The sequence below is a fragment of the Corallococcus exiguus genome (assembly GCF_009909105.1).
Taxonomy (GTDB): domain Bacteria; phylum Myxococcota; class Myxococcia; order Myxococcales; family Myxococcaceae; genus Corallococcus; species Corallococcus exiguus.
Genome location: NZ_JAAAPK010000004.1, coordinates 977027 through 1003291, shown reverse-complemented (window position 1 = coordinate 1003291; position 26265 = coordinate 977027). Strand labels below are relative to the sequence as shown.

The following is a 26265-nucleotide window of genomic DNA, read 5'->3' as shown; positions in this document are numbered from 1 at the left end:
CCCACGGTAGCGGGCTCCAGCGCGCCCGAGTTCCTGACCGTCGAAGAGGCCGCAGCAATCCTGCGCGTGAACCGGAAGACGCTCTATGAGTCGATCCGGCTGGGGCAAGTGCCGGGCGTCGTTCGCGTGGGGAAATCGCTGCGGATCCGCCGTGCTGCCTTGGTAGATTCCTCCCCCGGTAAGGACCGCGATTCTGACGACAGGAAGCGACGATGAGCGTCAGGCTGCGGAAGTGGAAGAACAAGGAAGGGAAGTCAGAGGAGGCGTGGCAAGTGGACTTCGTTTTTCAGCACACAGACGGACGGAAGCAACGGGTCGTGAAGTTCTCGCCCGTGCAGACCCGTCGGGGTGCTGAGCAATACGAACGCGAGCTGCGCAACGCCCTACTCAATGGGACTTTCGGAAAGGAGAAGCCGAGCGAGGGAGAGCCGCTCACGCTGGAGAAGTTCGCCCAGCGCTTCCTCACCTACAGCGAGAACAACAACAAGCATTCAAGCGTCGACAGCAAGCGCCAGATTCTCAGAGACCACGTCCTCCCGTTCTTCGGCGCAATGGCTATCGCGAGTATCGACTCGGCCAAGATCGAGGACTTCAAGGCGCTTATGCGCGCCAAGAAATCGGCGGCCCATAAGCTGAAGGAGTCCGCGTCAGCACGGGCCGTCCGGAAGCGGATGAACAAGGCCCCCAAGCCCCTGAGCTTGAAGACCATCAACAACGTTCTGACCGTGCTTCAAAAGCTGCTAGCACTCGCGGAAGAGCAAGGGGCCATTCCGCAGGCGACGCGCGTCAAGATTTTCAGGAAGCTTCCGAAGCCGCCCTTCGACTTCCTGTCGTTTGAGGAAGCCGAACAGCTTCTCGCCGTCGCTGAGCCGGAATGGCGGGCCGTGCTGTTCGTCGCAATCAAGGCAGGGCTTCGGCAAGGGGAGCTGATTGGGCTCCAGTGGAACGACCTGGACCTGCCGCGAAGCACGCTTCACGTCCGCCGAACCATCTGGCGCGGGGTGGAGGGCTTGCCAAAGGGCGGACGCGAGCGGGCGGTCGAATTGCCTGCGTCCGTGGTGGATGCCCTCAAGGCCCACCGGCACCTGCGGGGGCGCTTCGTGTTCTGCCAAGAGGACGGTCAACCGCTCACCAAAGGCAAGATGGCGGCCCCGCTTAGCCGTGCCCTCCGAGCGGCAGGCATCACCCGCGAAGTGGGGCAAATCGGCTGGCACGACTTGCGCCACACCTACGGGAGTCATCTCGCCATGCGCGGCGTGCCGCTGAAGGTCATTCAGGAGCTGATGGGCCATTCCACGATCGAAATGACGATGCGCTATGCACACCTGAGCCCTGACACGCGGAGGGCGGCGGTCAGCGTCCTTGACCAGCCCCTTGCGCCCGCGTGCGACATACGTGCGACACAAGCGGAGGCAGCCGCTAACCACCCGTAACGACTGACCGAAGAAGTGCACGAGCCGGGGATCGAACCCGGACGACCCTTACGAGTCAGCGGATTTTAAGTCCGCTGCGTCTGCCAGTTCCGCCACTCGTGCGATGGCAGGAAAGATAGCAGACCCGGCAGCCCGAGCGAGGCATCCGCTCACGCCAGGGCGCGCGGCACCGTCATCCTTGGACCGCCAAGTACGGCTGCCCGGCAGCCGTGCTCGAACCATCTCCGTGTCGCGCCTCCCACGGTAAGGTGCGCGCCGTGCGGCTGCGGACGCTCATCATCGACAACCACGACTCGTTCACGTTCAACCTCTTCCAGCTGCTGGCGGAGGTCGGAGGGACGGAGCCCCTCGTCGTGCGCAACGACGAGCGGCCGTGGCGGGAGCTGCGCGAGCTCGCGTTCGACAACATCGTCATCTCCCCGGGCCCCGGGCGTCCCGACCATCCGGCGGACTTCGGCGTCTGCCGCGACGCGCTCCTCGAAGCGGACGTCCCCATCCTCGGCGTATGCCTGGGCCACCAGGGCATGGGCCACGTCCACGGAGCACGGATCCAGCACGCACCGGAGGTCATGCACGGACGGCTGAGCCCGGTGCGCCACACGGGGACGGACCTCTTCCAGGGTCTTCCGCAAGACTTCCAGGTGGTGCGCTACCACTCGCTCTGCCTCGCCCGGCCGCTGCCCGAGGACCTGGTGGAGACCGCCTGGACCCCCGACGGCGTCCTCATGGCCCTGCGCCACGCCTCCCTCCCCCGCTGGGGCGTCCAGTTCCATCCGGAGTCCATCGCCACCACCCACGGCCGCCAGCTCCTCGCCAACTTCGTCCGCCTGAGCCGCGAGCATCACACCCCTCGTCCCAGTCGCCGCCCTGAAGCGACCGAGGAGAGAGCGCCCCTCCCTCCGCCGGGAATCTTCCGGGTCCATCACCGGAAGCTGCGGCTCGATGCCGACCCGGAGCAGGCCTTCGTCGCGCTCCTCGGAGACAGGGACCACGCCTTCTGGTTGGACAGCAGCCGCGTCGAGGCCGGCCTGTCACGCTACTCCTTCATGGGAGACGCAACCGGCCCGCACAGCGCCGTCATCCACTACCAGGTGAACCCACGCCGGCTCACCGTGCGCCGAAGTCAGGGAACAGAGGATCACTCCACCGAGCTGTTCGAGTTCCTCCAGCAGGAGCTGACGAGGCTGCGAGCAACCCCGTCCGGGCTGCCCTTCGACTTCCAGGGCGGTTTCGTGGGCTCCCTCGGCTACGAGCTGAAGCACGACTGCGGCGCGCTCACCCCGCATGCCTCACCGGATCCAGACGCCAGCCTCATCCTGGCGGACCGGCTGCTGGCCTGGGATCACCTCGAACGCACGGTGTATCTCGTCGCGCTCGCCCCCGAACACGAGGCGGCCGAGGTCCAGTCCTGGTTCGACGCCACGGAATCCAGCCTGCGCGCCCTGCCCCCGCTGGCGCCCCTCGAGCCCCGTTCCGGAGCCCCCTTCCCAGTCCGCCTCGCCAGGGACCGCGAGACCTACCTGGCCGACATCCAGCACTGCCTGGAACAGCTCCACGAAGGCGAGACCTACGAGGTCTGCCTCACCAACAAGCTCCTCGCCCGGACGCACGTCGAGCCCCTGGACCTTTACCGGAGCCTGCGCCGGCTGAACCCCGCCCCCTACGCCGCCTACCTCCGCATGGGAGCGCTGGGCATCGCCTGCTCCTCCCCCGAACGCTTCCTGCGAGTGGACGCCGACCGCTGGGTCGAGTCGAAGCCCATCAAGGGCACCCTGCGCCGCGGCTCCACTCCGGACGAGGACGAACGGCTGCGCCAACAACTGGGCTCCCAGGAGAAGGACCGGGCGGAGAACCTGATGATCGTGGACCTCGTGCGCAACGACCTCGGGCGCGTGTGCGAGGTGGGCTCGGTCCACGTCCCCCGGCTCATGCACGTGGAGTCGTACGCCACGGTGCACCAGCTGGTGAGCACCATCCGGGGCCACCTGCGCGAGGGACTCACGGCCGTGGACGCGGTGCGCGCCGCCTTCCCCGGAGGCTCCATGACGGGGGCCCCCAAGGAGCGCACGATGGAGCTCATCGACCGGCTGGAGCGGGAGGCCCGGGGGGTGTACTCGGGCGCCATCGGGTACTTCTCCGCCACCGGCGCGGCGGACCTGAACGTCGTCATCCGAACGGCGGTGGTCCGCCCCGGCGAGGTGAGCATCGGCGCGGGAGGGGCCATCGTGGCGCTCTCGGATCCGGCGGCCGAGCTGGACGAGATGCTCCTCAAGTCCCGCGTGGTCCTGAAGGCGCTGTGCACGGCGCTCGGGCGCCCGGACGGACTGCCCGAGCCCGGAGGGGCCTGGATGGCGGCGGACTGAGCCCGAAAGGGGGCCGGAAGGGCCTTCCGGGGTGGGGCTCCCGGGGCGGTGGCATCCCGGGTGGTCGGGAAAGCCCCTCGATTCCTCCACTGCTGGACGGCCGGGGCTTCCGTGACCGTCGCATCCGGCGGGACGCTGTTATAAAGCGCCCCCCATGCTTGAGACCGTCACCAAGGGCTTCCGGGCCGCCAAGAACCGCCTCGCCGGCAAGAGCGAACTCACCCCCGAGCTGGTGGACGAGTCGCTGCGAGACATCCGCGTCTCCCTGCTGGAGGCCGACGTCGCCTTCGACGTGGTGAAGAAGTTCGTCGCCCGCGTCCGCGAGAAGGCCGTGGGCGAAGTGGTGCAGACGTCCGTCACGGATGCGGGGGGCCAGAAGCGCAAGGTCAGCGCGATGGACCACTTCATCAAGATCTGCCACGACGAGCTGGAGGCCCTGATGGGCCCGGTGGACACGAGCCTCCACCTGAAGCCCAAGGGCCAGCTGTCCGGCATCATGATGGTGGGCCTCCAGGGCTCCGGTAAGACGACGACCACGGGCAAGCTCGCCAGCCGGCTGCTCGCGGAGGGGCGCAAGCCCCTGCTGGTCGCGGCGGACATCTACCGCCCGGCCGCCGTGGATCAGCTAAAGGTCCTGGGCGAGCGGCTGAAGGTCCCCGTCTACCACGAGCCCGGCGTGCAGCCGCCCGAGCTGGCCAGGCGGGGCTACGCGGCCGCGCGCGAGCAGAAGTGCGACGTGGTGCTCATCGACACGGCGGGCCGGCTCGCCATCGACGAGACGCTGATGACGGAGCTGGAGTCCATCAAGTCCAACGTGCAGCCGGACACCATCCTGCTGGTGTGCGACGCGATGATTGGCCAGGACTCCGTCCGCACGGCGGCCGAGTTCGACCGGCGCCTCACGCTGGACGGCTTCATCCTGACGAAGCTGGACGGTGACGCGCGCGGCGGCGCGGCGCTGTCCATCAAGGAAGTGACGGGCAAGCCCATCAAGTTCCTCGGCATGGGCGAGTCGATGGACAAGCTGGAGGAGTTCCGTCCGGAGGGCCTCGCGGGCCGCATCCTGGGCTTCGGCGACATCGTCGGCCTGATGAAGGACTTCGAGAAGGTCGTCGACGAGAAGAAGGCCGAGGACGACGCGCGCAAGCTGCTCTCCGGCCAGTTCTCGATGAAGGACTTCGTCGAGCAGATCCGCATGGTCCGCAAGATGGGCCCGCTGAAGGACCTGCTGGAGAAGTTCCCCCTCTTCGGCGACCTCACCGAGCACCTGAACCCGGACGAGAAGGAGCTCACCAAAATCGAGGCGATGTACGACTCGATGACGCAGAAGGAGCGCCTGCGTCCGGACATCATCAACGGCAGCCGCATCAACCGCATCTCCAAGGGCAGTGGCCGCAAGCCGGAGGAGGTGCGCGAGCTGCTGCAGAAGTTCGGGATGATGCAGCAGGTGATGGGCACCATCGGCCAGAACCCGGGCCTCCTGGGCCGCATCCCCGGCTTCAAGCAACTGGGGCAGCTGGGCCAGATGAAGAACATGGACCTGGGCAACATGTTCGGGAAGGACCCGAAGGCGCTGGAGAAGGCCATGTCGGCGATGGGCGGAGGCATGGGGGGCATGCCCATGCAGCTGCCGCAGATCGCCCCAGGCTACACGCCGCCCATGGGTCAGGCCGCGATGGCCAAGGCCCGCCTGATGGGCTACGCGCCCCCGGCCGCGAGCAAGCCGGACGACCGCGACGCCATCAAGGAGCGGCGCAAGAAGGAGAAGGAGAACAAGAAGAAGAACCGCAAGAAGAAGTAGTCCGCGGCCTTCCGGAGTTCCTCCCCTGCCCGCGCGTCCCCAACCAAAAACCGGGGGCGGCGGGCAGGCGTGTTTCCGGAGCCTCCGACTCCGGACGCCTGTCCTGTTCCGCGGACGGGCATGGCAGTGTTCTCGCTCGGGACCGACCGGTCCTGAGCTTGCAGAACGCGCCCCCATGCCCAACCTGAAACACCTGTTGCTGTTGAGCTGCATCGGCCTGAGCCCCGCATGCATCGACGTCCCCCCGCTGGAGGACCCGCCCAAGGAGGATCCGCGGACGGACCCCGACGCGGACTTCACCTTCACGGCGGTACCCGCCCAGGAGCAGGTCCTCCCAGGAGGAACCCTGGACTGCGACGTCCAGCTCGCCTGGACCGAATCCACGGGAGGCGCGGTCACCTGGAGCCTCGTGTCTCCGCCCGCGGGCATCGAGTTGCAGTCGTCGACCCTGCCCAAGGGAGAAACGCGTGCGACCCTGAGCATCCGCGTGGGAGCGGGCACGGTGCCCGGGGCCTACACGCTGACGCTCCAGGGCAAGAGCGGCACGGTCACGAAGCAGGCCACGCTGACGGTGACGGTCGGAAAGCCCGGTGACCTGGTGGTGAACTGGGTCGTGCCCACGCCCGGGAAGGCGTACACGCGAGGCCCCCTGCTCCTGCAGTTCACGGTGGAAGGAGGCGCGGCGGAGCAGGTGGAGATCCTGAAGGACGCCACGGTGCTCGTGAAGCCCACGGGGAGTCCGTATTCGTTCACCTGGGACACCACCCAGGAAGCAGAGGGCACGTACCAGCTGTCCATCCGCGCGACCCGGGGTGGAGCGGTTTTCACCAGTGCGGCACGAACGGTCATCGTCGACCGGACCGCGCCCACCGTGGCGTCCTTCCTGCCTGCCAAGGACGCAGCGACCGTGGGGGTCCGTGAAGCCATCCAGGTCACTTTCAGTGAGCCCATGAATCCGCTCTCGGTGACGGAGTCGGCGGTGGGGCTCAAGACGGGCACCGGGAATGCCATCGCGAAGTCCGTGGCACTCTCCGCGGATGGGCAGACGCTGACTGCGACACCGCTGAGCCCCCTATCCGCGCCCGGCACGATCCAGGTCGACCTCGCTGCCGCCGCGAGCACGCTCACGGATCTGGCGGGAAACAGCCTGGTCAACGCCCCAGCCTGGACATTCTCCGTGCCGACGTGGCTGCCCTTGGGCGGAGCCATCAGCGCCGTCGATGGCAGGACCTCTGCGGAAGGCGTCGTACTGAAGATGGATCGGAATGCTCAACCCGTGATCGCCTGGGCAGAGTCAGACGGAACGAGCAAAAACATCCATGTGGCTCGTTGGACAGGGACTGCCTGGTCCATGCTGGGCGGCGGATTGAGTGGCCTGGCCGGAGCAGGAACGGACGCAACGCAGCCTACGCTCCTCATTGATTCCGCGAACCGACCGGTCGTTGCATGGCATGAAGAGTCTGGTTCCGGAGCGAATGTCTCTCTCTTTGCCCGCCGGTGGACAGGAACAGGTTGGGAATCCCTCCCATCCATTCCCCCTCACTCTGGCGACTTCGAGATATCGGCTCCATCCCTCGCAGCAGAACTGAACGGAGTCCTCCACCTCTACGCTCTCAATGGCGATGAAGGCATCGCGGAGATTGGCCACTACCAACTCAGCGTTGGAGGACAATCGTGGACGCGCACTGTCATTCCGCGCCCGCCGGAGTCGCCACGCGTCTACTCGTTCTCCACTGCGGCCTCCGCGAGCAGCCTCTACGTCGCGTATAGCATCCTGGACACGAGCACCTATGACGGCCGAGTCGTCATTGGTGTCGCCGAGAATGAATCCAATCCGATGGGGGGAGGCGTCATTGGAAACGCATCCTGGAGCCCCTCCATCGCAGTCGACAGCAATGGCCGCCCTTGGGTCGCGTGGGCTGAGTCTCCTTCGAACCCGACATCAGACGGTCAGATTCAATGGGCGCGGTGGGAAGGTACAAAATGGACCTCTCCCGAATCGATCAGCGCGTCATCCACTGGCAATACAGATCCCACCCTGGCCATGAGCACAGGAAATCCTTATGTCCTGGCATGGAGCGGCATCATCGGCGCTGAGAGGAACATCCTGGTCAGCCGCTGGATGGGTGGGAACTGGCAGGCCGTCGCACAACCCCTTAATGCTTTGGCCAGCACCGGCACTCCGGCATCCAAGCCGTCCGTCGCATTGGACTCAAACGGCCAGCCCCTGGTTGCATGGACCGAAGAAGATGCGACTTCAGCAAACATCTATGTTTCCCGCTTCAACAACTAGCCATGCCCCCATGCTGGCCTCCACCTGACATCACCCCAGCAGCAACTACAAGTTCCGGAAGCCCAATGACCAACAAACGGATGACCCCGAGAAATGTCTTCGCAGTAGCCCTTGCATTTTCCGCCTGCAGCCCCGCTCCCTACACAGACGAAACAACAGGCAAACCAGATGAAAGCTCTCAGACAACGGCGCTTGAGAGGCTGTGTCACAAGAACGCCTCCCAGCCAGGAGGATGCAACTATGGCGACTACTGTCAGACTGCTTCCGGCTACTGCGCAGCGGCCCCAGTCCCGACTTGCAACAACTTCATCATCCACGGAAGCAACTGGGACGCCAGCACGTCGACTGGGCCGGTAATTCATGAGGCGGTGGCGTTGAAATTCGCGCCTGACTTCACATTCTGCGGTACCCATGCACCGATTCGGGCAGTCTTCCGACTCAAGGCGTATGCGCCAGCGGCCGACCTTCCGACTACAATCGACGGATTCTACAATCGTTTCTATTGCGTCAATTCATCGGGAACCGCGATCAACGCAACGGCCATCCAGAACATCACCACAACCAACGACAATAGAAACATCACGTTTGACGTGAACCTTTGCCTCCCCAGCGGGACGACGAGTTATACCGCTGGATACTTCTTCACTGGGGGTAGCGAGATTTGCGTCACTGCTTCATGAAGGGTGAGTGAAGCGGGACGGCTGGACCCAGGCGTCGCAGGTGACTGGTTCAGCAATGCTCTACAAGCTTGCGGCCGAAGCCTTCACCTGCCACACGTCAGCCTTGACGCTTGGGCACAACCAGTCCGCGGCTCAGGCGGTTGAGAACCCGGCGCTTCTGCCGGCGCTTGTAGCTCTCATGCGCGTTGTCACCGAGCTCATTGCGACGTGCCGTCTCCTCATCCGCCATTTGAAACTCGACGAGTGCGAAGGTGACCCGCCCCTTTCGAGGGCGGGTGTCACTTTCCGGCGGAGGCAGGTAGGGGTCCATCCGAAGGGGAAGGTCCACGACGAAGTTGAGGACCCGGTAGGAATCCCCAGAGAAGGTGTTCCCCGTCCGGTCCTCGCGGTCCTCGAAGTCCCGATCCAGATGGAGCTGCGGGATGAACTGCTCGAAGTGAGGGTTCTCCTCCAGGAGCCCCTTGAACGGCAGAAGCGAGTTCTCCGTCTGCCCCGGAACGACGAAGTTGAAGGGGAACAGACGCTGCGTCAGGAAGTAGAGGACCGGCAACAGGTCCTCCCGCTTGCGGGTGATGACGCGAAACCGCGTGCGGTCATAGACCTGCGCAGCCACGGTCTCCTTCTTCGCAATCAGCTTCGTGACCAGGGAGTCCCGCGTCTTGATGGAGTGGGCGAACTCCACGATGGGCAAGCCCATCTCCTTCATCTCACGAGCAACGCCCAGCACCTTCTCCGTGACCATTTCCCCCAGTTCAGCCTCGGAGGCGGCCAGCCGGAAGAGAAGATCACGCCCTTCGATGTGCTGGATGACGTGCATCACCTTCAGAACGATGCAGGCGATCCGCCGGTAGCGAGCAAGGCCCTTCGCCCCCGAGGCAAAGAGGAAGAGGTCATGGAGCTCTTCCGGCTGGGCCACCGCGTCCGCGACCCGGTAGTCGAAGGTCTTGCGCAGGTACTCCACGGCATCGGCGAGCACCGTCCGGCCCCAGGCATCGTCATAGGGCCGTGACACGTCCAGTTGGCAGAGGCGCAGGAACCGGTCCACCTCATCCCGCGTCTGGAAGTGCATGCGCCGCCAGTCGATGACCGAGCCACCCCTCAGGATGAGCCGGATGCGCTCAAGTTCACGCAGTCCCATCTGCGACACCGCGCGGACAGGGACAGCGGAGAGGACTGGAACGAGAGAGGGGGCCTTCACAGCGTTGTTCCTATCTGGCTGGAGCCCCAAGGGAAAGCCCCGCAATGCGAAGGGCCCCGGCCTGGAAAGCAGGCTGGGGCCCTCCTGACCACGTCCGCCTGGCTACTTGGCGGCGACTTCCTTGCCCTTCACGAAGTGGCTCTCACGGACGACCTTGCCGTCCTCGCTCAGTTCCTGCACCACGCCGTCCTTCAGGCCGTGCTGGTAATGCTCGATGAAGTGGGGCTTGCCGCTCGCGAAGGAGAGCGTCCGGGTGCCGTGGTAGTTGCTCTCGACGAACTCAATCTTGTCGTACTCGTTGCCAGCCTCGTCGAAGAAGAACCAGGTTCCCGTCTTGTGGCCGTTCAAGTACTGGCCCACCGCCGCCTTCTTTCCATTCGCGTGGAACGAGCGGTAGGGGCCGTGCGCGACCAGGTTTCCACCGGCCAGTTCCGGCTTACGGCAGAACAGCCCGTCCGCCTTGGAGCCGGCCTGCTTGGTTCCTTCCGGACACGCCAGCTGCGTCGTGGTGTCTCCCGCGAAAGCCACGGGAGCTGCGAGAACCAGGCCCAGGGTGAACATCCGCATCAGCTTCTTGGACTGCATGGAGTCTCCTTTTGAAGTCGCCGGAACGCCCCAGCGCGCACCAGACAGGACGGAGAAAAACCGACTGAAATTCATGGGACATCCTCGCGCCTTGAAGTCTCCACCAAACCCCTGGATGTCCTGACCGCGGAACAAACGAAGAGCCCCGCCCCGTGATTCCTGGGCGGGGCTCCAATGACTTCGGTGGATTGCGGCCCCTGGATACGTCAGGGGCACGTCATCCAGGCCTTAGTAGTTGGCCTGGTGGCAGGCGAAGTTGCCACCCGTGAAGTAGTAGCCCAGGGAGGTCGTGTTGGACGACGGCAGCACGCAGATGTTGGCGACGATGTCCGCGCGGTTCCCAGAAACCGTGTAGTTGCCCGAGGAGGAGCTGATGGACGGAGCCTGGGTATTCCCGTTCACGAGGACGTAGAGGAACCCGTTCAGGCCGGCGGACGTCGCGGGCCAGGCCGTGTCGGAGTACGCGGAGATGGTGATCTTCACGCGCTTGGTCGAGGTGGCGCCGCAGAAGGCAGTGTCCGTGGTGGCGGTGCCGGTCGCGACCTTGAAGATGATCGGGCCCGTGGTGCCCAGCGCGGCCTTGTTGCCGAAGTTCTGGTAGTTCTCGCAGGTCGGGGCCGGGGGCGCCGAGCAGGTGTTGCTGTAGCAGGCCGAGCCGTACGCGCAGGTCGCCTGGCCCTCACCGGTGCAGGTCGTCGCGGCAGGGCTGCACACGCCCGTGGTGGTGTTGCAGGTGTTGCCGGCGCCGCAGTCAGCGTCCTTGGTGCAGCCCTCGGGGGTGGAGCCGGGCTCCTCGCAGCGCTTGGACACGGTGCCGCAGACCAGGTCCGTGGTGTCGCCCGAGTTGCACAGCTGGTTGGTCTGGCACTGGCAGACCTTCTGCGTGTTGGACGAACCGGCCAGCACGGCGCAGTTCTTCTCGGAGTCGGCGCAGTCCGAGCCGCTCTCGCAGGTGTCCATGCACACGCCGGCGGCCGTGTTGCAGAAATTGGAGGAACAGTCGGTGTCCGACGTACAGGACTCGACCGTCGTCGTGTCATCGCCACAGGCCGTCAGGGCCAGGCTCATCGAGCTCAAAGCGGCGAGCATCACCATCATCTTGCGCAGCTGCATTCGGAACATCCTCCTGGATGGGTTACGTCGCCCGGCGTCTCCGGCCACCTGACTCCAGACACCGGGCTTGAAGTCGAGCGGGCTTTAGTCCTCTCGCTCCAGACGTGTCAACGAGTGTCGACCGACCTTCCTACGCCTCCCACCCTGGGAAATTCACTGTTCACGAAAGCGCACATTCCAGGCGCACGTCACAGCGACATCGCCGTCATACGTGACGGCGATGTCGCTGCTGGATTTCAGAACGTGAACGGGAAGTCGATGGGCTCGCCCTGCTTCTGGTGCTTCGGGAACGACCAGCTCTTGATGAGGCCCGTGATGCACGTGGCCATGTAGCTCGTGCGGAACTCGTCCGTGCGGCACGACACCGCGGTCGTCTTGCCGCTCGTCTGGACCGTCCAGCGCATCACCAGCTTGCCGCTGAGCGAAGGGTCCTTCTGCTTCTGCTCGTTCACGCACTTCACGATGGCCGGCTTGTTGTTCAGCACCACCTGCATGATGTCAGACTGCTGTAGGCGATCCAGCGTGCCGCCTCCCGGCTCGGGCGGGATGTACGCCGTCGCCGTCGGCTTGCTCGCGGGCTTCGCGGTCGTCGTCTTCTTCGTGCCGAACAGCTCGTCGAAGTCGTCATCCCCGCCACCGGAGTTCGACGACGAAGACGACGAAGACGCCGCGGAAGGCTTCGACACGGTGATCGCGTCGTCGTCGTCGTCATCCCGCGAGGAGCCTCGGCTTCCGTTGGAGCCCGACTTGCGATGGTTGCGCGAATCCACGCGCGCCACCGCCGTCCCCATGTTGGGCGTCGCGGAGGCAGGCTTCACCTCCGCCGCGGGCGGAGGAGGCGTCGGCGTGGCGGCCGGAGCCGTGGCCACGGCGGCGGGCGGCGTTGCCACCGCCGCGGGCGGAGTGCCAGCGACAGCAGGTGTCCCCGCGGCAGCGGTCGCCGCGGTGCCTTCAGCAGGCGGGGTCGGCGTCGCCGCGGGCTGCACCGCCGCCGGAGGAGGCGTCTGCACCGCCGCGGGAGGCGGCGGCATGGGTGGCATCTCCGCCTTGGGAGTCGGCGCGGCCGCGACCTGGACCGGCTGCTCCGTGGGACGCTCGGACGAATTGCCGCGCGCGACGAAGACGACCGCGGCGCCCGCCATCACCAGCACGCCCGCCGTCACCGCGACCATCATCCCCGTGCGGCCCTTGCCGCCCGTAGGTGCCGCCGCGGGCGGCGGATAGGCCGCCGGATAGCCGGGAGGCGGATAGCCCTGGGGCTGCTGCCCGTACGGCATCTGGGGCTGCTGCGGCGCATAGCCCTGCGGCTGCGGCGCGTACTGCTGCTGCACCGGCGGCTGCGGCGCGTAGCCCTGCGGCTGCGGCTGCGCGTAGGCCTGGGGCGAGGCCATTCCCGGCGCGGCGGCCATCATGGCCCCCGGCATCGCCGGAGAGGACACCGGCTCCGGCGGCGGCATGGGCACGTCCAGGAGGCGCGACTGAGACAACGGCTCGCGCTCCAGCGACGGCGCCGGACGCGGCGGCGGCTTGCTGAGGGCGTCGTTCTCCTCCTTCACCAGCGAGGCCAGCACGCTCGCGGCCGAAGGCTTCCAGCCCACCGGCTCCTCGGCGACGGCCGAGTTGCCACCTGCGCCCGGACGGGAGGCGCCCGCGCTGAAGGCGGACTCCACCGGACCGGCGGGAAGCGTGGGCGACGACGTGGACACCGGCGCGGGCGCGACGATGACCGGCTTGGCCGGACGCGGCGCCAGCACCGACGCCAGCTCCGCCGTCTCCGACAGGGGAATCCAGTCGCTGAAGCCCGACCGCCAGCAGAGGTTGTCCGGGCCCACCTCGCCACGGTCCCAGGCGTCCTTCACCTTCTCGACCGTCCAGGGGCCCACCTGCTTCTCGTCGATGGCGACGTACCACTCGTGCGTCGCGGCGGCGGCCTTCTCCTCCGCGGTCGGCTCGGCGGATTCGGCCTCGGCGAGCTTGCGCACGGCCTCCGCCTTCGCGGCCTTGGCCTCCGCTTCCGCTTCCGCGGCCTTGAGCTTCTGCGAACCCGTGCTCAGGACCTGGTCGAAGACCGCGCCGATTTCATCCTCTTCCACGTCCGTGAAGAGGCCGCCTTCCGGCGGTGTGCCCAGCGAGGCAGGCAGCCCCGTTCCGGACGACTCCACGATGCGGGGCGCGTTCGCATCCGCGCTGCTCTTGGTCTCGGTGGACGCGGAGGCCTCCGCTCCGCCCTCCTTCGCCGCCGATGCACCGGCGGGCCTCACCAGAATGGTGTGACCGCACTTCTTGCAACGCAGCTTGACCCCCTTGGGGCCAATCTTGTCGTCGCTGATCATGTACTGCGCGCGGCAGCTGTCGCAGACGAAACGCATCGTTCCCGTAAGCCTCAGAAATGACGGGCGAAATCCCGTCTGAATCGTAGAAGTGGCTACCGGCGGAGATCAAGGACACCTGCCTTGAACGCCCGCCTGCTTTCAACGCATGAACCCTCGTTGCGGTCTGAGGGCCCTACTTTCGCACCTGGACCTCGACGTGTGTGCCAACGGCCACACGCAGCTCGTGCAGGTCCTCGGAGGTGGCGAACACCAGCAACTCCCGCAGCTTGGTGCGCGGGGCGACGCGGAAGGAAGACCCCGTCTCGCCCTGCACCATGCGGCGAACGGGCTCCAGTTCGCCTGCGGCGAAGAGGCCCGCACGCGACGCGGTGAGTTCCGCACCCTCCAGCCACGTGCGCACATCCTGCGGCGTCGCCGTGGGCAGGTAGGCCCTCGCCACCTTCGCCAGGGCGGCCCGGTCCGGCTCGCTCAGGCTCTTCTGGAGCAGCTGCCGCTCCACGTCCACCAGTCGCGGATCCACCGTGTAGCGCACGTTGCCCACCACCAGGCTGAGCGCGGCCTGAACCACGGCCTCCAGCCGCTCGGGCGCGACGCGCTGGCTGAACGCCAGCTCCGCGCGGGCCAGGGCCAGGGTACGACCGAGGAGGTAGTACACCTCCTTCTGCCCCTGCTCCGCGAAGTACTTGCCGCCCACACGCACACACGCGGGATGCGTCTGGAGCAGATCCACGTTCACGAGCGGCTCGGGGGCCGGTTCGTTGGAGCGCTTCGCCAGCCGCTCGCGCGTGGCCACGAGGAAGGGCGAGTACAGCTCCACCGCCTCCATGCCGAAGAGCCGCGCGACGTAGCGGTAGTGGTTGACGTGGTACTCCTGCGCCGTCGCCACGTCGATGCGGTGGCGCTTGGGCACCAGCTGGTACTGCGGGAAGGGCACCGCGTACAGGTGTCCCGCCTTCTCGAAGAGCAGGCCCAACAGCTCCGACAGCGGGCCGCGCACCTTCGGGTGGAAGAGCGCGGTCTGCCACAGCCGGTCCGTCAGCGGACGCTGCGCCAGTTCCTTCTTCTTCGCGTAGGGCCCCAGCTTGGTGAGGATCTCCTGCTCGTCCTCGCCCGCCTCGCCCAAGAGGCCCGACACCGCCTGCGCGGCGAGCCATGCGGTGTCGTAGTCCTTGCGCACCGCGGACAGCCGCACCAGGTGGCCCACCACCTTGCGCGGATTCTGCGTGTTCGGCAGCGCGCGGCGCAGCGCCACGATGGCCTCTTCCTCGCGGCCCGGCATCTGGCCCGCGACCTCCGCGAACGTCTCCTGGATGGAGGCGTCGTCCGGCAGGCCCTTCGCCGCGACGCCGTAGGCGGCCACCGCGCCTTCCGGATGCTTGAGCACCTGGAGGTACAGGTCGCCCAGCGCGCGCCACAGCGTCATGCGCGCCGGGTGCGTGTCCGGCGTCTTGGGCAGACGCGCGAGCATGCGCGTGTAGTTCTCCTCCAGCACCTTCCACTGGCGCGCGCCGCCGAGCATCGCCTCCAGCGCGCTGAAGGCCTCCACGAAGCGGTGGTCCAGGTCGAGCGCGGCGTTGAGGGCCTGCGTCGCGCCCTCCACGTCCTTCAGCTCGTCGCGGCGGATCTCGCCGAGCGCGAACCACACGCGCTTGGCCTTGTGCGGCTCCAGGGCGAGCGCGGGCAGCGCCAGCATGCGGCCCAGCACGTCCGCGGCCTTCTGGCCCTGACGCGTCTCGCGCAGCAGCCGGTAGAGCGCGTCCATCACCTCCGGCGAGTCCGGCTGCGTCTTGAGGGCACCTGTGAACGCGTCGATGGCCATGTACGGGTCGTGCAGCTCGTCGCGCGCGATGCGGCCCAGCTCCAGGTAGACCTTGACCTTGGCCTCGCCCTCCAGGCCGTTGACGAGTTCCTGACGCAGCTCCGCGGACTTGTCGAAGTTGCCCGCCTTGTCCATCAACGACACCAGCGCACGCAGCGTCTGCTCGTGCTGCGGGTCGATGGTGAGCGCCTTCTCGAAGTGGTTCTGCGCGCGGTCCGTCTGGCCGAGCGCGGCGTGCACGTCACCCAGCTGCCAGTAGACCTCCACGACCTCCAGGTCCGTCAGCTCCTCGCGGTGGTGGATGAGGATGGTCTGGAAGACCTTGAGCGCGTCCTCATACCGCTTCGCCTGCACCAGCAGGTTGCCGTAGCCCTCGAGCGAGGGCAGGTACGTGGCGTCCAGGCCGTAGGCCTTCTCGTACGAGGACAGGGCCTTGTCGCGGCGGCCCAGCTTTTCCGTCACGTAGCCCAGCCGGTAGAGCTGGCGGCAGAGGTCCTGCGCGATGGCGGGGTCCTTCTCCGCCATGGCCTTCTCCGCCATCTTGCGCGTGACGATGTCCAGCATCCGCTCCGCGGACGCCCAGTCCTCGCGCGCGATGTAGACGTCCGCCAGCGGGCGCGCCGCATCCAGGCTGTCCGGGACGTGCTTGAGCGTCTCCTCCCAGTAGGGCGTGGCCGTGTCGCGGTCCTCGCGCGTCTCCGCGTGGTAGCGCGCGACGTCCAGCAGGGCCTTGCCCTTGGCGGCCGGATCATCCGTCTGCTGCGCTTCCTGCAGCAGCGTCTGCTCGTAGCCGCTCCAGTCCTGCTCCTGCTCCTGGATGCCCTTGAGGGCGCGGATGGTGGGCAGGTGGCCCGGGTCGATGGCGAGCGCCTGCTGGTACGCGTTCCGCGCGCTCGACATGTCCGCGAGCATGTCCTCGTTGATCTTCCCCAGGCGGTGCCACAGCTCCACCGCCACCGGGTCGCTGCCCACGACCTGCGCTTCCTTCTGGAGCATCTCCAGCGCGAAGGGCCAGTTGCCGCTGCGCTCGTAGAGATTGCCCAGGGCGTGCAGCGCCTGACGGGAGTCGGGGTCGGTGGCGAGCGCCGCGTGGTAGCTGTTCACCGCGCGGTCCACGGCCTTGAGGTTCTGGTACTGGACGTTGCCCATCTCCACGTACAGCTCCGCCTGCTCCTGCGGGCTGGTGGCGAGCGCGAGCTGCCGCTCGTACGCGAGGAGGAGGTCCTCCCACCGGGACTGCGCGCGGCGCAGACGGATGAGGGACTTGATGGCCGACACGTTCTGCGGGTCGATGGAGAGCACGCCCTCCACGCACGCGTCGGCGTTGGCCGGGTTCTGGTACGTGTCCTCCCAGATGGTCGCGCTGCGGAAGAGGACGCGGACCTTCTCGCGGTAGTCCTGGGACAGCTCCAGCATCCGCTCGTAGATGGCGAGCAGGTCCGCCGGCTGATCCAACCGCGTGTGCAGCCGCTCCAGCGCCTCCAGCGCCTCGCGGTTGACGGGGTCGAACTCCAGCGCCATGCGGAACGCGGAGACCGCGGACTCGTCGTCCTTGAGGTCGCGCTCGTAGACGGTCGCGACCTCCACCTGGATGCGCGCACGCTCCTCGTTGGACGCCGCGAGGTCGCGGGCCCGCAGCAGCGTGGTGGCCACGTCGCGGAACGCATTTCCACGCCGGTAGAGCTTCGTGAGGACGCCGAGCGTCTCCAGGTCCGGCTCCAGCTCCAGCGCGCGCAACAAGGAGCTGGCCGCCTCCGTGGGGTCGTCCAGCGTCTCGTCCCAGACGCGGGCGATTTCCTTGAGGATGCCCTTGCGCGCCTCGATGGAGCCCGCCGCTTCCAGCTTCTGCTCCAGCGCGACGACGTACTCGCGGTCGCGGCCGCGCCGCTGGAACACCGCAGCCAGCCCATCCAGCGCGGTGGAGTTGGTGGGGTCGAACTCCAGAATCTTGCGGAACGCGGCCTCCGCCGCCTGCGGATCATCCAGCCGCGAGTCGTGGATGCGCGCGAGCGTGGCGTAGATGCGCTCCGCGAGCGGGCCACGGGGCAGCTCGTCCGCGACCTCCTCGTAGACCGCCGCCAGCTCCTCGTGGCTGCCCGTCTCGTCCGCCAGGCGCTCCACCTCTTCGCGCAGCGCGTCCTCGGCCGCGTCCAGCTGCAGCGCGCGGCAGAGCGCCAGGAAGGCCACGTCCTTCTGGCCCAGGCGCTCCTCCTGCACCCGGGCGATCTCCCGCAGCGCCGCCATCTTCTCCTCGCCCGTGACGAGGTGGGGCATGTAGCGGTCCATCACCGTGGCGTACGCGCGCCAGTCGTTGTTCGCGCGGTACAGCGCGCACACGCGCTCGTAGGCGGTGCGGTTGGCGGGGTCGAGCTCCAGCACCTTCTCCAGCGCGCCAGCGGACAGCTCCGGCTTGCCGCCCTGCCCTTCCCACAGGTCCGCGACCGTGAAGTACGCGGCGATGGCCGGGTCGCGCTCTTCAGTCGCCAGGTGCACCTGGACCTTGAGCTCCAGGGCGCGCACGGCGTCGTTCCACGCGCGCAGCGACACGGACAGCGCGTACACGCGCTCCAGGTCCGAGACGGTGTGCGGCTCCACCTCCAGCGCGCGGCGGGCCGCGTCCAGCGACTCCTCGCGCCGGCCCATCCCCGCGAGCACCTCCGCCATCCGCAAGCGGAGCGCCTTCACGCCGTCGCTGCTGTCCTGCAGCGGGATGAGGCGGCGAAGCACGCCCACCAGCTCTTCGCGCTGGCCCGTCTCGTCGTACAGCTCGCGCAGCGTGTCCAGCACGCCGCGGTGGCGCGCGTCGCGGTCGAGCGCCGCCTTGAAGAACGGCACCGCCGCGTCCGGCTGCTTGAGCAGTCGGTACACCACGCGGCCCAGCCGCTCGTTGAGGCGCACCACCTCACGCGGATCCAGCGTGATGGCCAGGCGGCCCTCGAGCATCTCCCGCAGGTCCTGCGGACGGCCCGCGCGCTCGTACAGCGACTCCAGCGCGGTGAAGACCTGCTCGTTGCGCGGGTTCTTCGCCAGCAGCTCGCGGTACAGGTCGATGGAGCGGCCCAGGTCCGACAGCCCCTCGGCCGACACCTGCGCCATCTTGCCCAGGACGCGGTCCCGCTCGCTGCCGGAGACCTTCTCCGACTGGAGCTTCAGGATGGCGTAGAGCTTCTCGGACGCGCCCGCGCCCTCGTAGATGCCCTCCAGCAGCCGCGCCGAGGCGAGGTGCGACGGATCCAACGCGAGGATGGCCTCGTAGGCCCCCGCGGCACGGTCCGGGCTGTCCATCCGCTCCTGGTAGAGCTGCCCCAGGCGGAAGAGGAAGCCGATCTTGTCCGCGGCTTGGGTCGCGCCAGTGGCCAGCGCCTCCAGCACGCCGGCCAGCTCCGGCCACGCCTCCAGGTGCAGATAGAGGCGGTCCAACGCGACGAGCGAGCTCTGCTGCACCGACGTGTGCAGCGTGCGCGCACGCTCGAAGTAGGACACCGCGCGGTCCGGATCGCGCAGGCGCGTCTCCAGCACCTGCCCCAGCTTGAGGCACACCAGGGCCGCGTCGGCGGCTTCGGCGATGCGCGGAAGGGCCTCCTCGTAGAGAACCACCAGCTCGTCGTAGCTGCCCGCGACGTCGGTGGCGTTCTCCAGGCGGCGGCGGACCTCGCTGTCGTTCGGGTCTTCCTTGAAGCCGCGGTAGAGCGCGAGGAAGGCCAGCTCGCTCTCGCCCTGCGTCTCGCGCAGCGTGGCCAGCTCGCCGAGCAGTTGCTTGCGCTCGATGGCATCCGGCGACACTCCCACGCGCGTTTCAATCAGCTGCGCCAGCCGCATGACGTCACCGCTCGCGCGGAAGGCGCGCAGCAGCGTCTCCACCGCGAGCAGGTTCTGCGGCTCACGCGCCACGATGGCTTCCATGCGGCCCACCGCGCCCGGGTGGTTGGGCTGCATGGACAGCACCTCGCCGTACAGCGACAGCGCGCCTGCCTTGTCGAGCAGCTTGGACTCGCGCACGGTCGCCAGGCGGAACTTCAGCTCCAGGCCCTCCTCCGGCGGCATCAGCGCGATGCGCCGCGCGAGGACGTCCGCGAGCTCCGGCCAGCGCTCCTGCTTCTGGCAGAGGCTGTCCATGCGAGCGAGCGCGACCGCGTCGTCCGGCTGCAGCTCCAGGAGGCGCCGGAACGTGGCCAGCGCGCCCAGCGGATCCTTGAGCTGCTCGTCCTGCAACGCGCCAATCTGGTGGAGCACCGCCGCGCGACGCGCCGGCTCCTCCGACAGCGCGAGCTGACGGCGCAACACCTCCAGCAGCTCCGAGGGACGGCCCGTCGAAGCCACCAGCCGCGCGGTGCCATCCAGCGCCTCGGTGTCCGTGGGCTTGAGCTCCAGCACGCGCTTCCACGACTGGAGCGCCTCCGCCGGCTCACCCAGGTCCACCTGCATGCGGGCGAGCGCGCGGTACAGCTCCGCACGGGCCGCGTCGCTGGCCTTGGGGGCCACCTCGGTCAGCACCGCGCACAGCTCCTCGGGCGCCTCCGCCTTGTCCACCAGCTGGATGCACAGCTCCAGCGAACGCGGATCCTCCGGCAGCTCGCGCAGCGCGCGCGTGGCGGAGAGGAACCCCATCTCCGCGTTCTCCAGCGCGTTGGCGTAGATCTCCGCGATGCGGCGCAGCAGCGCGGCCCGCTCCTGCGGCACGGGCTCCGCGGAGGCGCGCGACTCCAGCATCTCCACCTGCTTCAGGTGGTTGCCCACCGAAGCGAAGATGGGCTCCAGGGCGCTCGCCGCCGCGCCACGCAGCGGGCTCTCCGAACGCGCCAGCTCCTCCAGCGCGCCCACCGCGCCCGGGTGGCCCGCGCGCCGCGCGAGCACCGCCTGGTACAGCTCCAGCGCGCCGCGCGGATCATCCAGGCGCGACACCTTCAGCCGGCCCAGGCGCACACGCAGGTCGGACGCCTCCTCCTGCGCGTCGCGTGCGTCCGCCATCTGGATTTCGCGCTCGACGTGCTGCGCGAGCTCCGCCCAGCGCTCCATGTCCGCGAGCACGCGGCCCAGGAGCTTCAACGCGTTGGCGTTCTCCGGACGGCGCTCCAGGACTTCGCGGTACGCCTGCGCCGCCAGCGACTTGTCCGCCAGCGTCTCCTCGGCCAGGTGAGCCAGCTCGAAGAGCAGGTTGATCTGCGAGGCCGGATTCACCTCCGCGGACACCTGCCGGCGCATGACGAGCGCCAGCTCTCGGTGCGCTCCCGTGCGGCGGTGCACTCGGGCGATGGCCTCCAGCACCGGCCTGTTCATCGGGTCGCGTCGGCTCACCTGCTCCAGGGCGCGCACCGCCAGGTCGTAGCGCTTCAGGCGGTTGTCGTAGATGGCCGCCAAGCGCCGCCACAGGTCGCCCGCCAGGGGCTCCGCGGGGTCGCGCTCCAGCTGATCCTCGTAGGCCGCAGCCACCTCCTCGAAGGAGCCCGAGTCCGCCGCGAGCCGCTCCAGCTCGTCGCGCACGCCGGCTTCCGCGGGCAGCTCGTTGAACGCGCGCAGGCGCGCGACGAAGGCCAGCGATGTCTGGCCCAGGCCCTCGCGCAGGACGGCGATCTCCTGCAGCCGCTCCAGGCGCTTTTCCGGCGGAACGCCCGGCAGCAGCACCTCCAGCACGTCCACCAGCTTCCGCGTGTCGTTGAGGCCGCGGTAGACGGGCTCCAGCAACCGCGCCGCCTCCAGGCGGGGCCCGTCGTGCGCGAGCAGGCGCTCCAGGCCCGCCACCACCTGGCCGTCGCCCGGCGACAGCTCCAGCAGCCGGCGGTACACCGGCAGCGCTTCGGTGGGACCGACTTCCTTCTCCAGCAACTGCGCGCGGCGCAGCAGGTACGCGCGGCGCCCGGGCTCGTCCGGCGCGAGCTCCGCGAGCTGATCCAACACGTCCGCCTGCTCCACGAAGTGGCGCGTCTTCGCGTACAGCTTGTCGAGCGCCAGCAGCCCCTCGGGCACCTTGCGGTTCGCCAGGGCGGAGCGCAGGACCTCGATGGCCTTCGCGTCCTCGCCCGCGCTCGCGTAGGCTTCGCCTGCCTTGAGCAGCAGGCCCAGCCGCGCCTCCGGGTCGGTGGAGAGCTGCGCCTGACGGGCGTAGACCTCCGACAGGCTCTTGGCGTTCTGGCCCTTCTCGTAGAGCCGGGACAGCGCCTCCAGCGCCTGACGGTCCTGCGGCGCGTCCGCCAGCAGGTTCTTCCAGAGGCGCGTGGCCTCCTCGGGCTGATCCAGGCTCTCACGCAGCTCCGCCGCGCGGCGCAGCAGGTCCAGCGTCGCCGGGTCTCCCGCGGTGAGCTCCACCGCGGTGGTCTCGTAGATCTCCGCCAGCACCTCGTGGCTGCCCGTATCGCGGGCCAGGCGCTCCAGGTCCGGACGCACGCCTTCGCGGTCCAGGTCGTTGGCGAACGCCTTCACCGACGCCATGAACGCGAGCGACGGCTGCTGCATGTCGCGCTCGTAGATGCGGCGGACCTCTCCGGCGAGGATGATCTTCTCCACCGTGAGCGCGGACTCCATCCGCGTCTCGCGCAGCGCCACGCGGCGGGCATGGTCGCCCACCTGCGCGAGCACCTTGTCCAGCACCTCCAGCGCCGCGCCGCTCATGGGCACGGCCGCCTTCACCCAGGCCTCCAGCGCGGCCCTCGCGCCCGGGTGGCCGGGGTCCTCGGTGAGGATGCGCTTGTAGAGGCCCAGCGCCGCGTTGGCGTCGTCCAGCACCGTGCGCAGCAGCTCCGCCAGGCGGAAGGACACCTCACGCCCCTGCGGGCTCTGGCCCTCCTGGTTGCGCCGCAGCGTGAGCGTCCACGCCAGGTCCTTGGGACGGTTGAGGTCCGTGTAGAGGCGGTCCAGCGCCGTGGCGGCCTCGCGCTGCGCCGGGTCGCGCTCCGCGATGGCGCGCCACGCGGACGCCGCGCTCTCCTTGTCGGTGAGCTTCGCCTCGTGCAGCAGCGCGGCCTCGCGCAGACACACGAGCTGATCCGCGGGCTCCTGGATGGCCGCCGCCAGCTTCTCCAGCACCTCCGCCAGCGCCGCCCACTCCTCGCCCGCGCGGTGCAACCGCTGCAACGCCCGCAGGCTGTCGAGGTTGCCCGGCTCCAGCTCCAACAGCGCCCGAAGCGCCTTCACCGCGCCGGGCCGGTCGTCGAGCTTCTTCTCCTGCACCTCCGCCAGCTCGCGCAGCAGCGCCGCGCGCGCGGGGCCCACGTCGCCCTCCTCCGTCAGCTCGGAGAGGATCTCCGCGAAGCTGTCGAGCGAGTCCGCGTCCTCCGCGGCCTGACGCGCGGCGGCCCGGAGGCCCGCGTCCGACGGCGCCAGGCGCAGCGCCCGCGCGAGCGCCGCGAACGCCAGCTCCGGCTGCCGCAGGTGCGCCAGGTGCACCTGGGCCGCGTGACGCAGCGCCTGCACCCGCCCGGTGTCGTCGCGAGCCACCTCCGAGAGCACGTCAAGCGTCGCCACCAGCTTGCGGTGCTCCTTCGTGCGCTCGTACGCCGGAATCAGCGCGCGCGCCGCCGCCTCACGCGAAGAGCCCGAGGCCAGCATCGCCTCCAGCGCCGAGAGCGCGTCCGGATCCGACGGACGCTGCCGCAGCAGGTCCGCGTAGCTCTGCACCGCCTCCGCGCCGCCGTCCTGCGAGCCCTGCAGCAACTGCGCGCGGCGCAGCTTCAGCCGCGACACGTGGTCCGCGTCACCGGCCGTCTCCGCCAGGCCGATCATCCGCGCCAGGGTGTCCCCCAGCTCGCGCTGCATGCCGGCCTTCTCGTAGAGCTCCGCCAGGCGCGGCAGGTGCCGGCCCTCCTCGCCGCCATGCGTGATGGCGGACTGGAGCGCTTCGGCGGCCTGCTGCGGACGGCCCAGCTCCACGTTCAGGTCCACGAGCCGCAGGAGCAGGTCCAACCGCTCCGGCCCACGCGTGGCGTGGATGCGCTTGCGCAGCAGCGTCTCCGCGTCCGCGGAGCGGCCCGCGCGCCCGTACAGCCGCACGAGGCGCTGGAGCACCTGCGGCGACTCGGGCGAGCGCGCCAGCGCGGCCTCCAGCGCCGTGATGGCCTCCGCCGCCATGCCGCCCTCTTCCGCCAGCACCGACGCCTCGGAGAGCAGCTGCACGGCGAGGACGGGGTCCTCGGACTCGGTGGCGAGCGTGCGCAGCACCCGGCCCAGCTCCGCGTGCGCGGACAGGTCGCGCGCCAGGCGCGCCGTCTCCGCGCGTCCCGACTCGTCCTTCGGCTCCTCGCGCACCATGCGCAGCCGCGTGTCGAACGCCGCGCGGCTGTCCGCGAGCTGCTTCTCGTGGATGCCGGCCAGCACCGTGAGCAACCGCTTGCGCGTGGGCGCGTCCGTCGTGGAGTCCAGCTGCTGCTGGAGCGCCGCCACCTGCCGCTGGTGGTCACCCGTCCGGCCGTAGTGGTTCGCCAGGGCCTCGGTCAGCGCGACCGTGCGCACGCCGCCGGCCGCCAGCCGCTCCAGGCCGCCCACCACCACGCCCGTGGACACGTTCTCCGCCAGCAGCGCGAGGAACAGGTCCGCCGCGTCCTCCTGGCGGTTCAGCCGCTCCGCGTACAGCTTCGCCTGCCGCGCGGTCCACTCGTTGCGCTCCAGCTGCGACTCGGAGAGCGTCGCCAGCTTCCCCGCCAGCGCCGCCGCCTCCTCGAACTTCGACAGCGCCACGCACAGCGCCTGGAGCCGCTGCACCGGCTGCGTGTCCTCGGGCGCCAGCTGCACCCACTGACGCACGATCGGCTCCAACTCCACGGGCGAGGCTCCGGCCGCCTCGCGCCGGGCGATGTCCGTCTCCAGCCGCGTCTTCGGATCATCCGCCAGCGCCGCGGCCGCCTGCAGCGACTTCACCGCCTCGCTCGCCGCGGTGTCTCCCGGCACGCGCGAGAGCACCTCGCGCCACGCCGCTTCCGCCCGCACGGGGTCCGCCAGCGGGCCCTGGAGCAGCTGCGCCAGGTGCCGCCACAGCGCCACCGCCACGGCCGGAGGCGTCGCCCCCTGCGCCGCGCGCAAGAGCGCGTGCGCCAGCGCCGGCTGCGCGTTGGCCTTCTCCGCGTGCTCCACCACCGTGTTGAGCAGCAGCGGCCGCCCCGGCTCCAGCTCCAGCGCGCGCGCCAGCACCTCGAAGGCGCCTCGCTCGTTCTCCTGCTCCTCGAACATCAACGCCAGCGCTTCGCAGAACGCCACGCGCTCGGCGCGCGGACGCGGGGCGAGCATGGCCAGCTCCAGGAGCGGCAGCACCTCGTCCAGCTTCTCGTCCTCCGCCAGCAGGCGCGATAGCTGGAAGGCCGCGAGCGCGTTGGTGGGCTCCAGCTTGAGCGCCGACTCCAGGTGCGCGCGCGCCGCGTCCGCGTCCTGCAACTGCTGCATGCACAGGTCCGCCAGACGCAGACGCAGGCTGGCCTGCTGCGCGCGGTCCTTCACCGTGCCCAGGTAGCGCTCCAGCGTGGCCACCGCGTCCGCGTAGCGCTCCTGGCCCAGCATCAACTCCGCCGCCAGGCTGGCCGCGTCCGCGCGCGACGCATCCGCCGCCACGGCCTTCTCGAAGGCGGCCAGCGCTCCGGCCGCGTCGTTCATCCGGCCCAGCTTCACCGTGCCCACGCGCAGCCACAGGTCCACCTGCGCCGTGCGGTCGCGCGCCTCGCCCGCCATCGCCTCCAGCTGCGCGAGCGCCGGTCCGTAATCGCCCGCGCGCCCCGCCATCCGCTCGATGAGCGTCAGCGCTTCCGGCATGCCCGGCCACAGCAGGAAGCAGCGGTCCAGCGCCTCCTTCACCTTGGCGGCGGAGCCCGGGTCGTACCAGGCGAACAGCTTCGCCACGAGCAGCGACAGTCGCGCGGCGCTCTTGCGGTCGCGCTCCTCCAGCGACATGCCGCGCAGCATGCGGACCTTGTCGCGCCACACCTGCTCGAAGCGCTGCATCGCGCGGGTGGCCTTGTCCGCGCGCGCGTTCTGCGGATCCAGCTCACGCGCCACGTCCAGCACCTGCTGCGCCAGCGCGTGCTCGGTGGGGTCGTCCACCAGCCGCTCCGCGAGCGCGGCGTACTCCTCCGCCATGCCCGCGTCGCCCAGCGCCGCGCGCTCCCGCTGCAGCGCCTCGAACGCCGGCTGGAAACGCTCCTCGGACAGCAGCAGCTGCCGCACGCGCCGGAACGTCGCGCGGTCCGGCTTCACTCGCGCCGCGCGCTGCAGGCACAGCACCGCGCGGTCGCGCCGGAAGAGCTTCTGCTCGTAGAGGTCCGCGGCCTTCAGGTAGTGGCCCGCGCTCTCCTCGCCCTGCGTCGCGGCGCCCAACCGCTCCAACACATCCACCAACGACGACGAATCCTGGCGGATCTCATGCAGTCGCTTGAGACCGCGCAGCGCGGGCATCGGGTCCTTCGCGACCAGCAGCGCGCGCTTGAGCAGATCCTCCGCGCGCGGCGCGTTGCGCTGACGCTCGTGTGCCAGCTCCGCCGCGCGGCACAAAAGGCGCGCCGCCTCCTCCGTCGGAACGTCCCGCGAGCGCCCCTCGTACAGGCGGATCAGCTCCTCGACCCGGCCCGTCTTCTCCAGGGCCGCTTCGGTCTCAACGAAGGAGCGGTCATCGGTCACACGCAGCGTGGGACGCGCAGGGGTGGAAGGCTGTTCCATGATGCTCGTTGGCCAAAG

The 26265-nt window shown here is 68.9% G+C and carries 10 protein-coding genes and 1 tRNA gene; 5 read left to right on the top strand and 6 right to left on the bottom strand.

Annotated features, from left to right (window positions below; all coding sequences use genetic code 11):
• Window positions 1-216: helix-turn-helix domain-containing protein (locus tag GTZ93_RS20145; protein ID WP_315967336.1), on the top strand; the 216-nt coding region annotated here is incomplete at its 5' end.
• Complete coding sequence (locus GTZ93_RS20140) at window positions 213-1433, top strand: tyrosine-type recombinase/integrase (protein ID WP_139923980.1); 1221 nt, start codon at window positions 213-215, stop codon at window positions 1431-1433. The genes GTZ93_RS20145 and GTZ93_RS20140, both read left to right, overlap by 4 nt.
• A 16-nt stretch (window positions 1434-1449) precedes the next feature.
• Here the strand turns inward: GTZ93_RS20140 and GTZ93_RS20135 are convergent.
• Window positions 1450-1535, bottom strand: a tRNA-Leu gene (locus GTZ93_RS20135).
• Between the two features lie 155 nt (window positions 1536-1690).
• Between GTZ93_RS20135 and pabB the strand changes: the two genes are divergently transcribed.
• From pabB to GTZ93_RS20120, 3 genes are all read left to right on the top strand, one after another.
• Window positions 1691-3796, top strand: coding sequence for an aminodeoxychorismate synthase component I (gene pabB, locus GTZ93_RS20130; RefSeq protein ID WP_315967335.1), 2106 nt, complete (start codon window positions 1691-1693; stop codon window positions 3794-3796).
• Window positions 3797-3950: 154 nt separating this feature from the next.
• Window positions 3951-5597, top strand: coding sequence for a signal recognition particle protein (gene ffh / locus GTZ93_RS20125; RefSeq protein ID WP_139915632.1), 1647 nt, complete (start codon window positions 3951-3953; stop codon window positions 5595-5597).
• Between the two features lie 175 nt (window positions 5598-5772).
• Window positions 5773-7890 carry an Ig-like domain-containing protein gene (locus GTZ93_RS20120; RefSeq protein ID WP_139915631.1) on the top strand — a complete coding sequence of 706 codons (2118 nt, stop codon included), beginning with the start codon at window positions 5773-5775 and terminating at the stop codon, window positions 7888-7890.
• Window positions 7891-8667: 777 nt separating this feature from the next.
• Here the strand turns inward: GTZ93_RS20120 and GTZ93_RS20115 are convergent.
• The 5 genes from GTZ93_RS20115 to GTZ93_RS20095 all read right to left on the bottom strand — a co-directional run bounded on the left by GTZ93_RS20115 (window position 8668) and on the right by GTZ93_RS20095 (window position 26247).
• The gene (locus GTZ93_RS20115; protein WP_171805326.1) at window positions 8668-9768 is read right to left on the bottom strand and encodes a TIGR04552 family protein; all 1101 of its coding nucleotides are present in this window, start codon (window positions 9766-9768) and stop codon (window positions 8668-8670) included.
• 102 nt (window positions 9769-9870) lie between these two features.
• Window positions 9871-10353: a toxin-antitoxin system YwqK family antitoxin gene (locus tag GTZ93_RS20110; RefSeq protein WP_139915630.1), complete on the bottom strand. Its 483-nt coding sequence runs from the start codon at window positions 10351-10353 to the stop codon at window positions 9871-9873.
• Between the two features lie 228 nt (window positions 10354-10581).
• The gene (locus tag GTZ93_RS20105; RefSeq protein ID WP_139915629.1) at window positions 10582-11466 is read right to left on the bottom strand and encodes a hypothetical protein; all 885 of its coding nucleotides are present in this window, start codon (window positions 11464-11466) and stop codon (window positions 10582-10584) included.
• A gap of 236 nt (window positions 11467-11702) precedes the next feature.
• A complete protein-coding gene (gene gltJ, locus GTZ93_RS20100) occupies window positions 11703-13835 on the bottom strand; it encodes an adventurous gliding motility protein GltJ (RefSeq protein WP_139915628.1) in 2133 nt (710 codons plus the stop codon).
• A 136-nt stretch (window positions 13836-13971) separates the two neighbouring features.
• On the bottom strand, window positions 13972-26247 hold the full coding sequence (locus tag GTZ93_RS20095) for a tetratricopeptide repeat protein (protein ID WP_139915627.1): 12276 nt from the start codon (window positions 26245-26247) through the stop codon (window positions 13972-13974).
• Window positions 26248-26265: the final 18 nt, after the last annotated feature.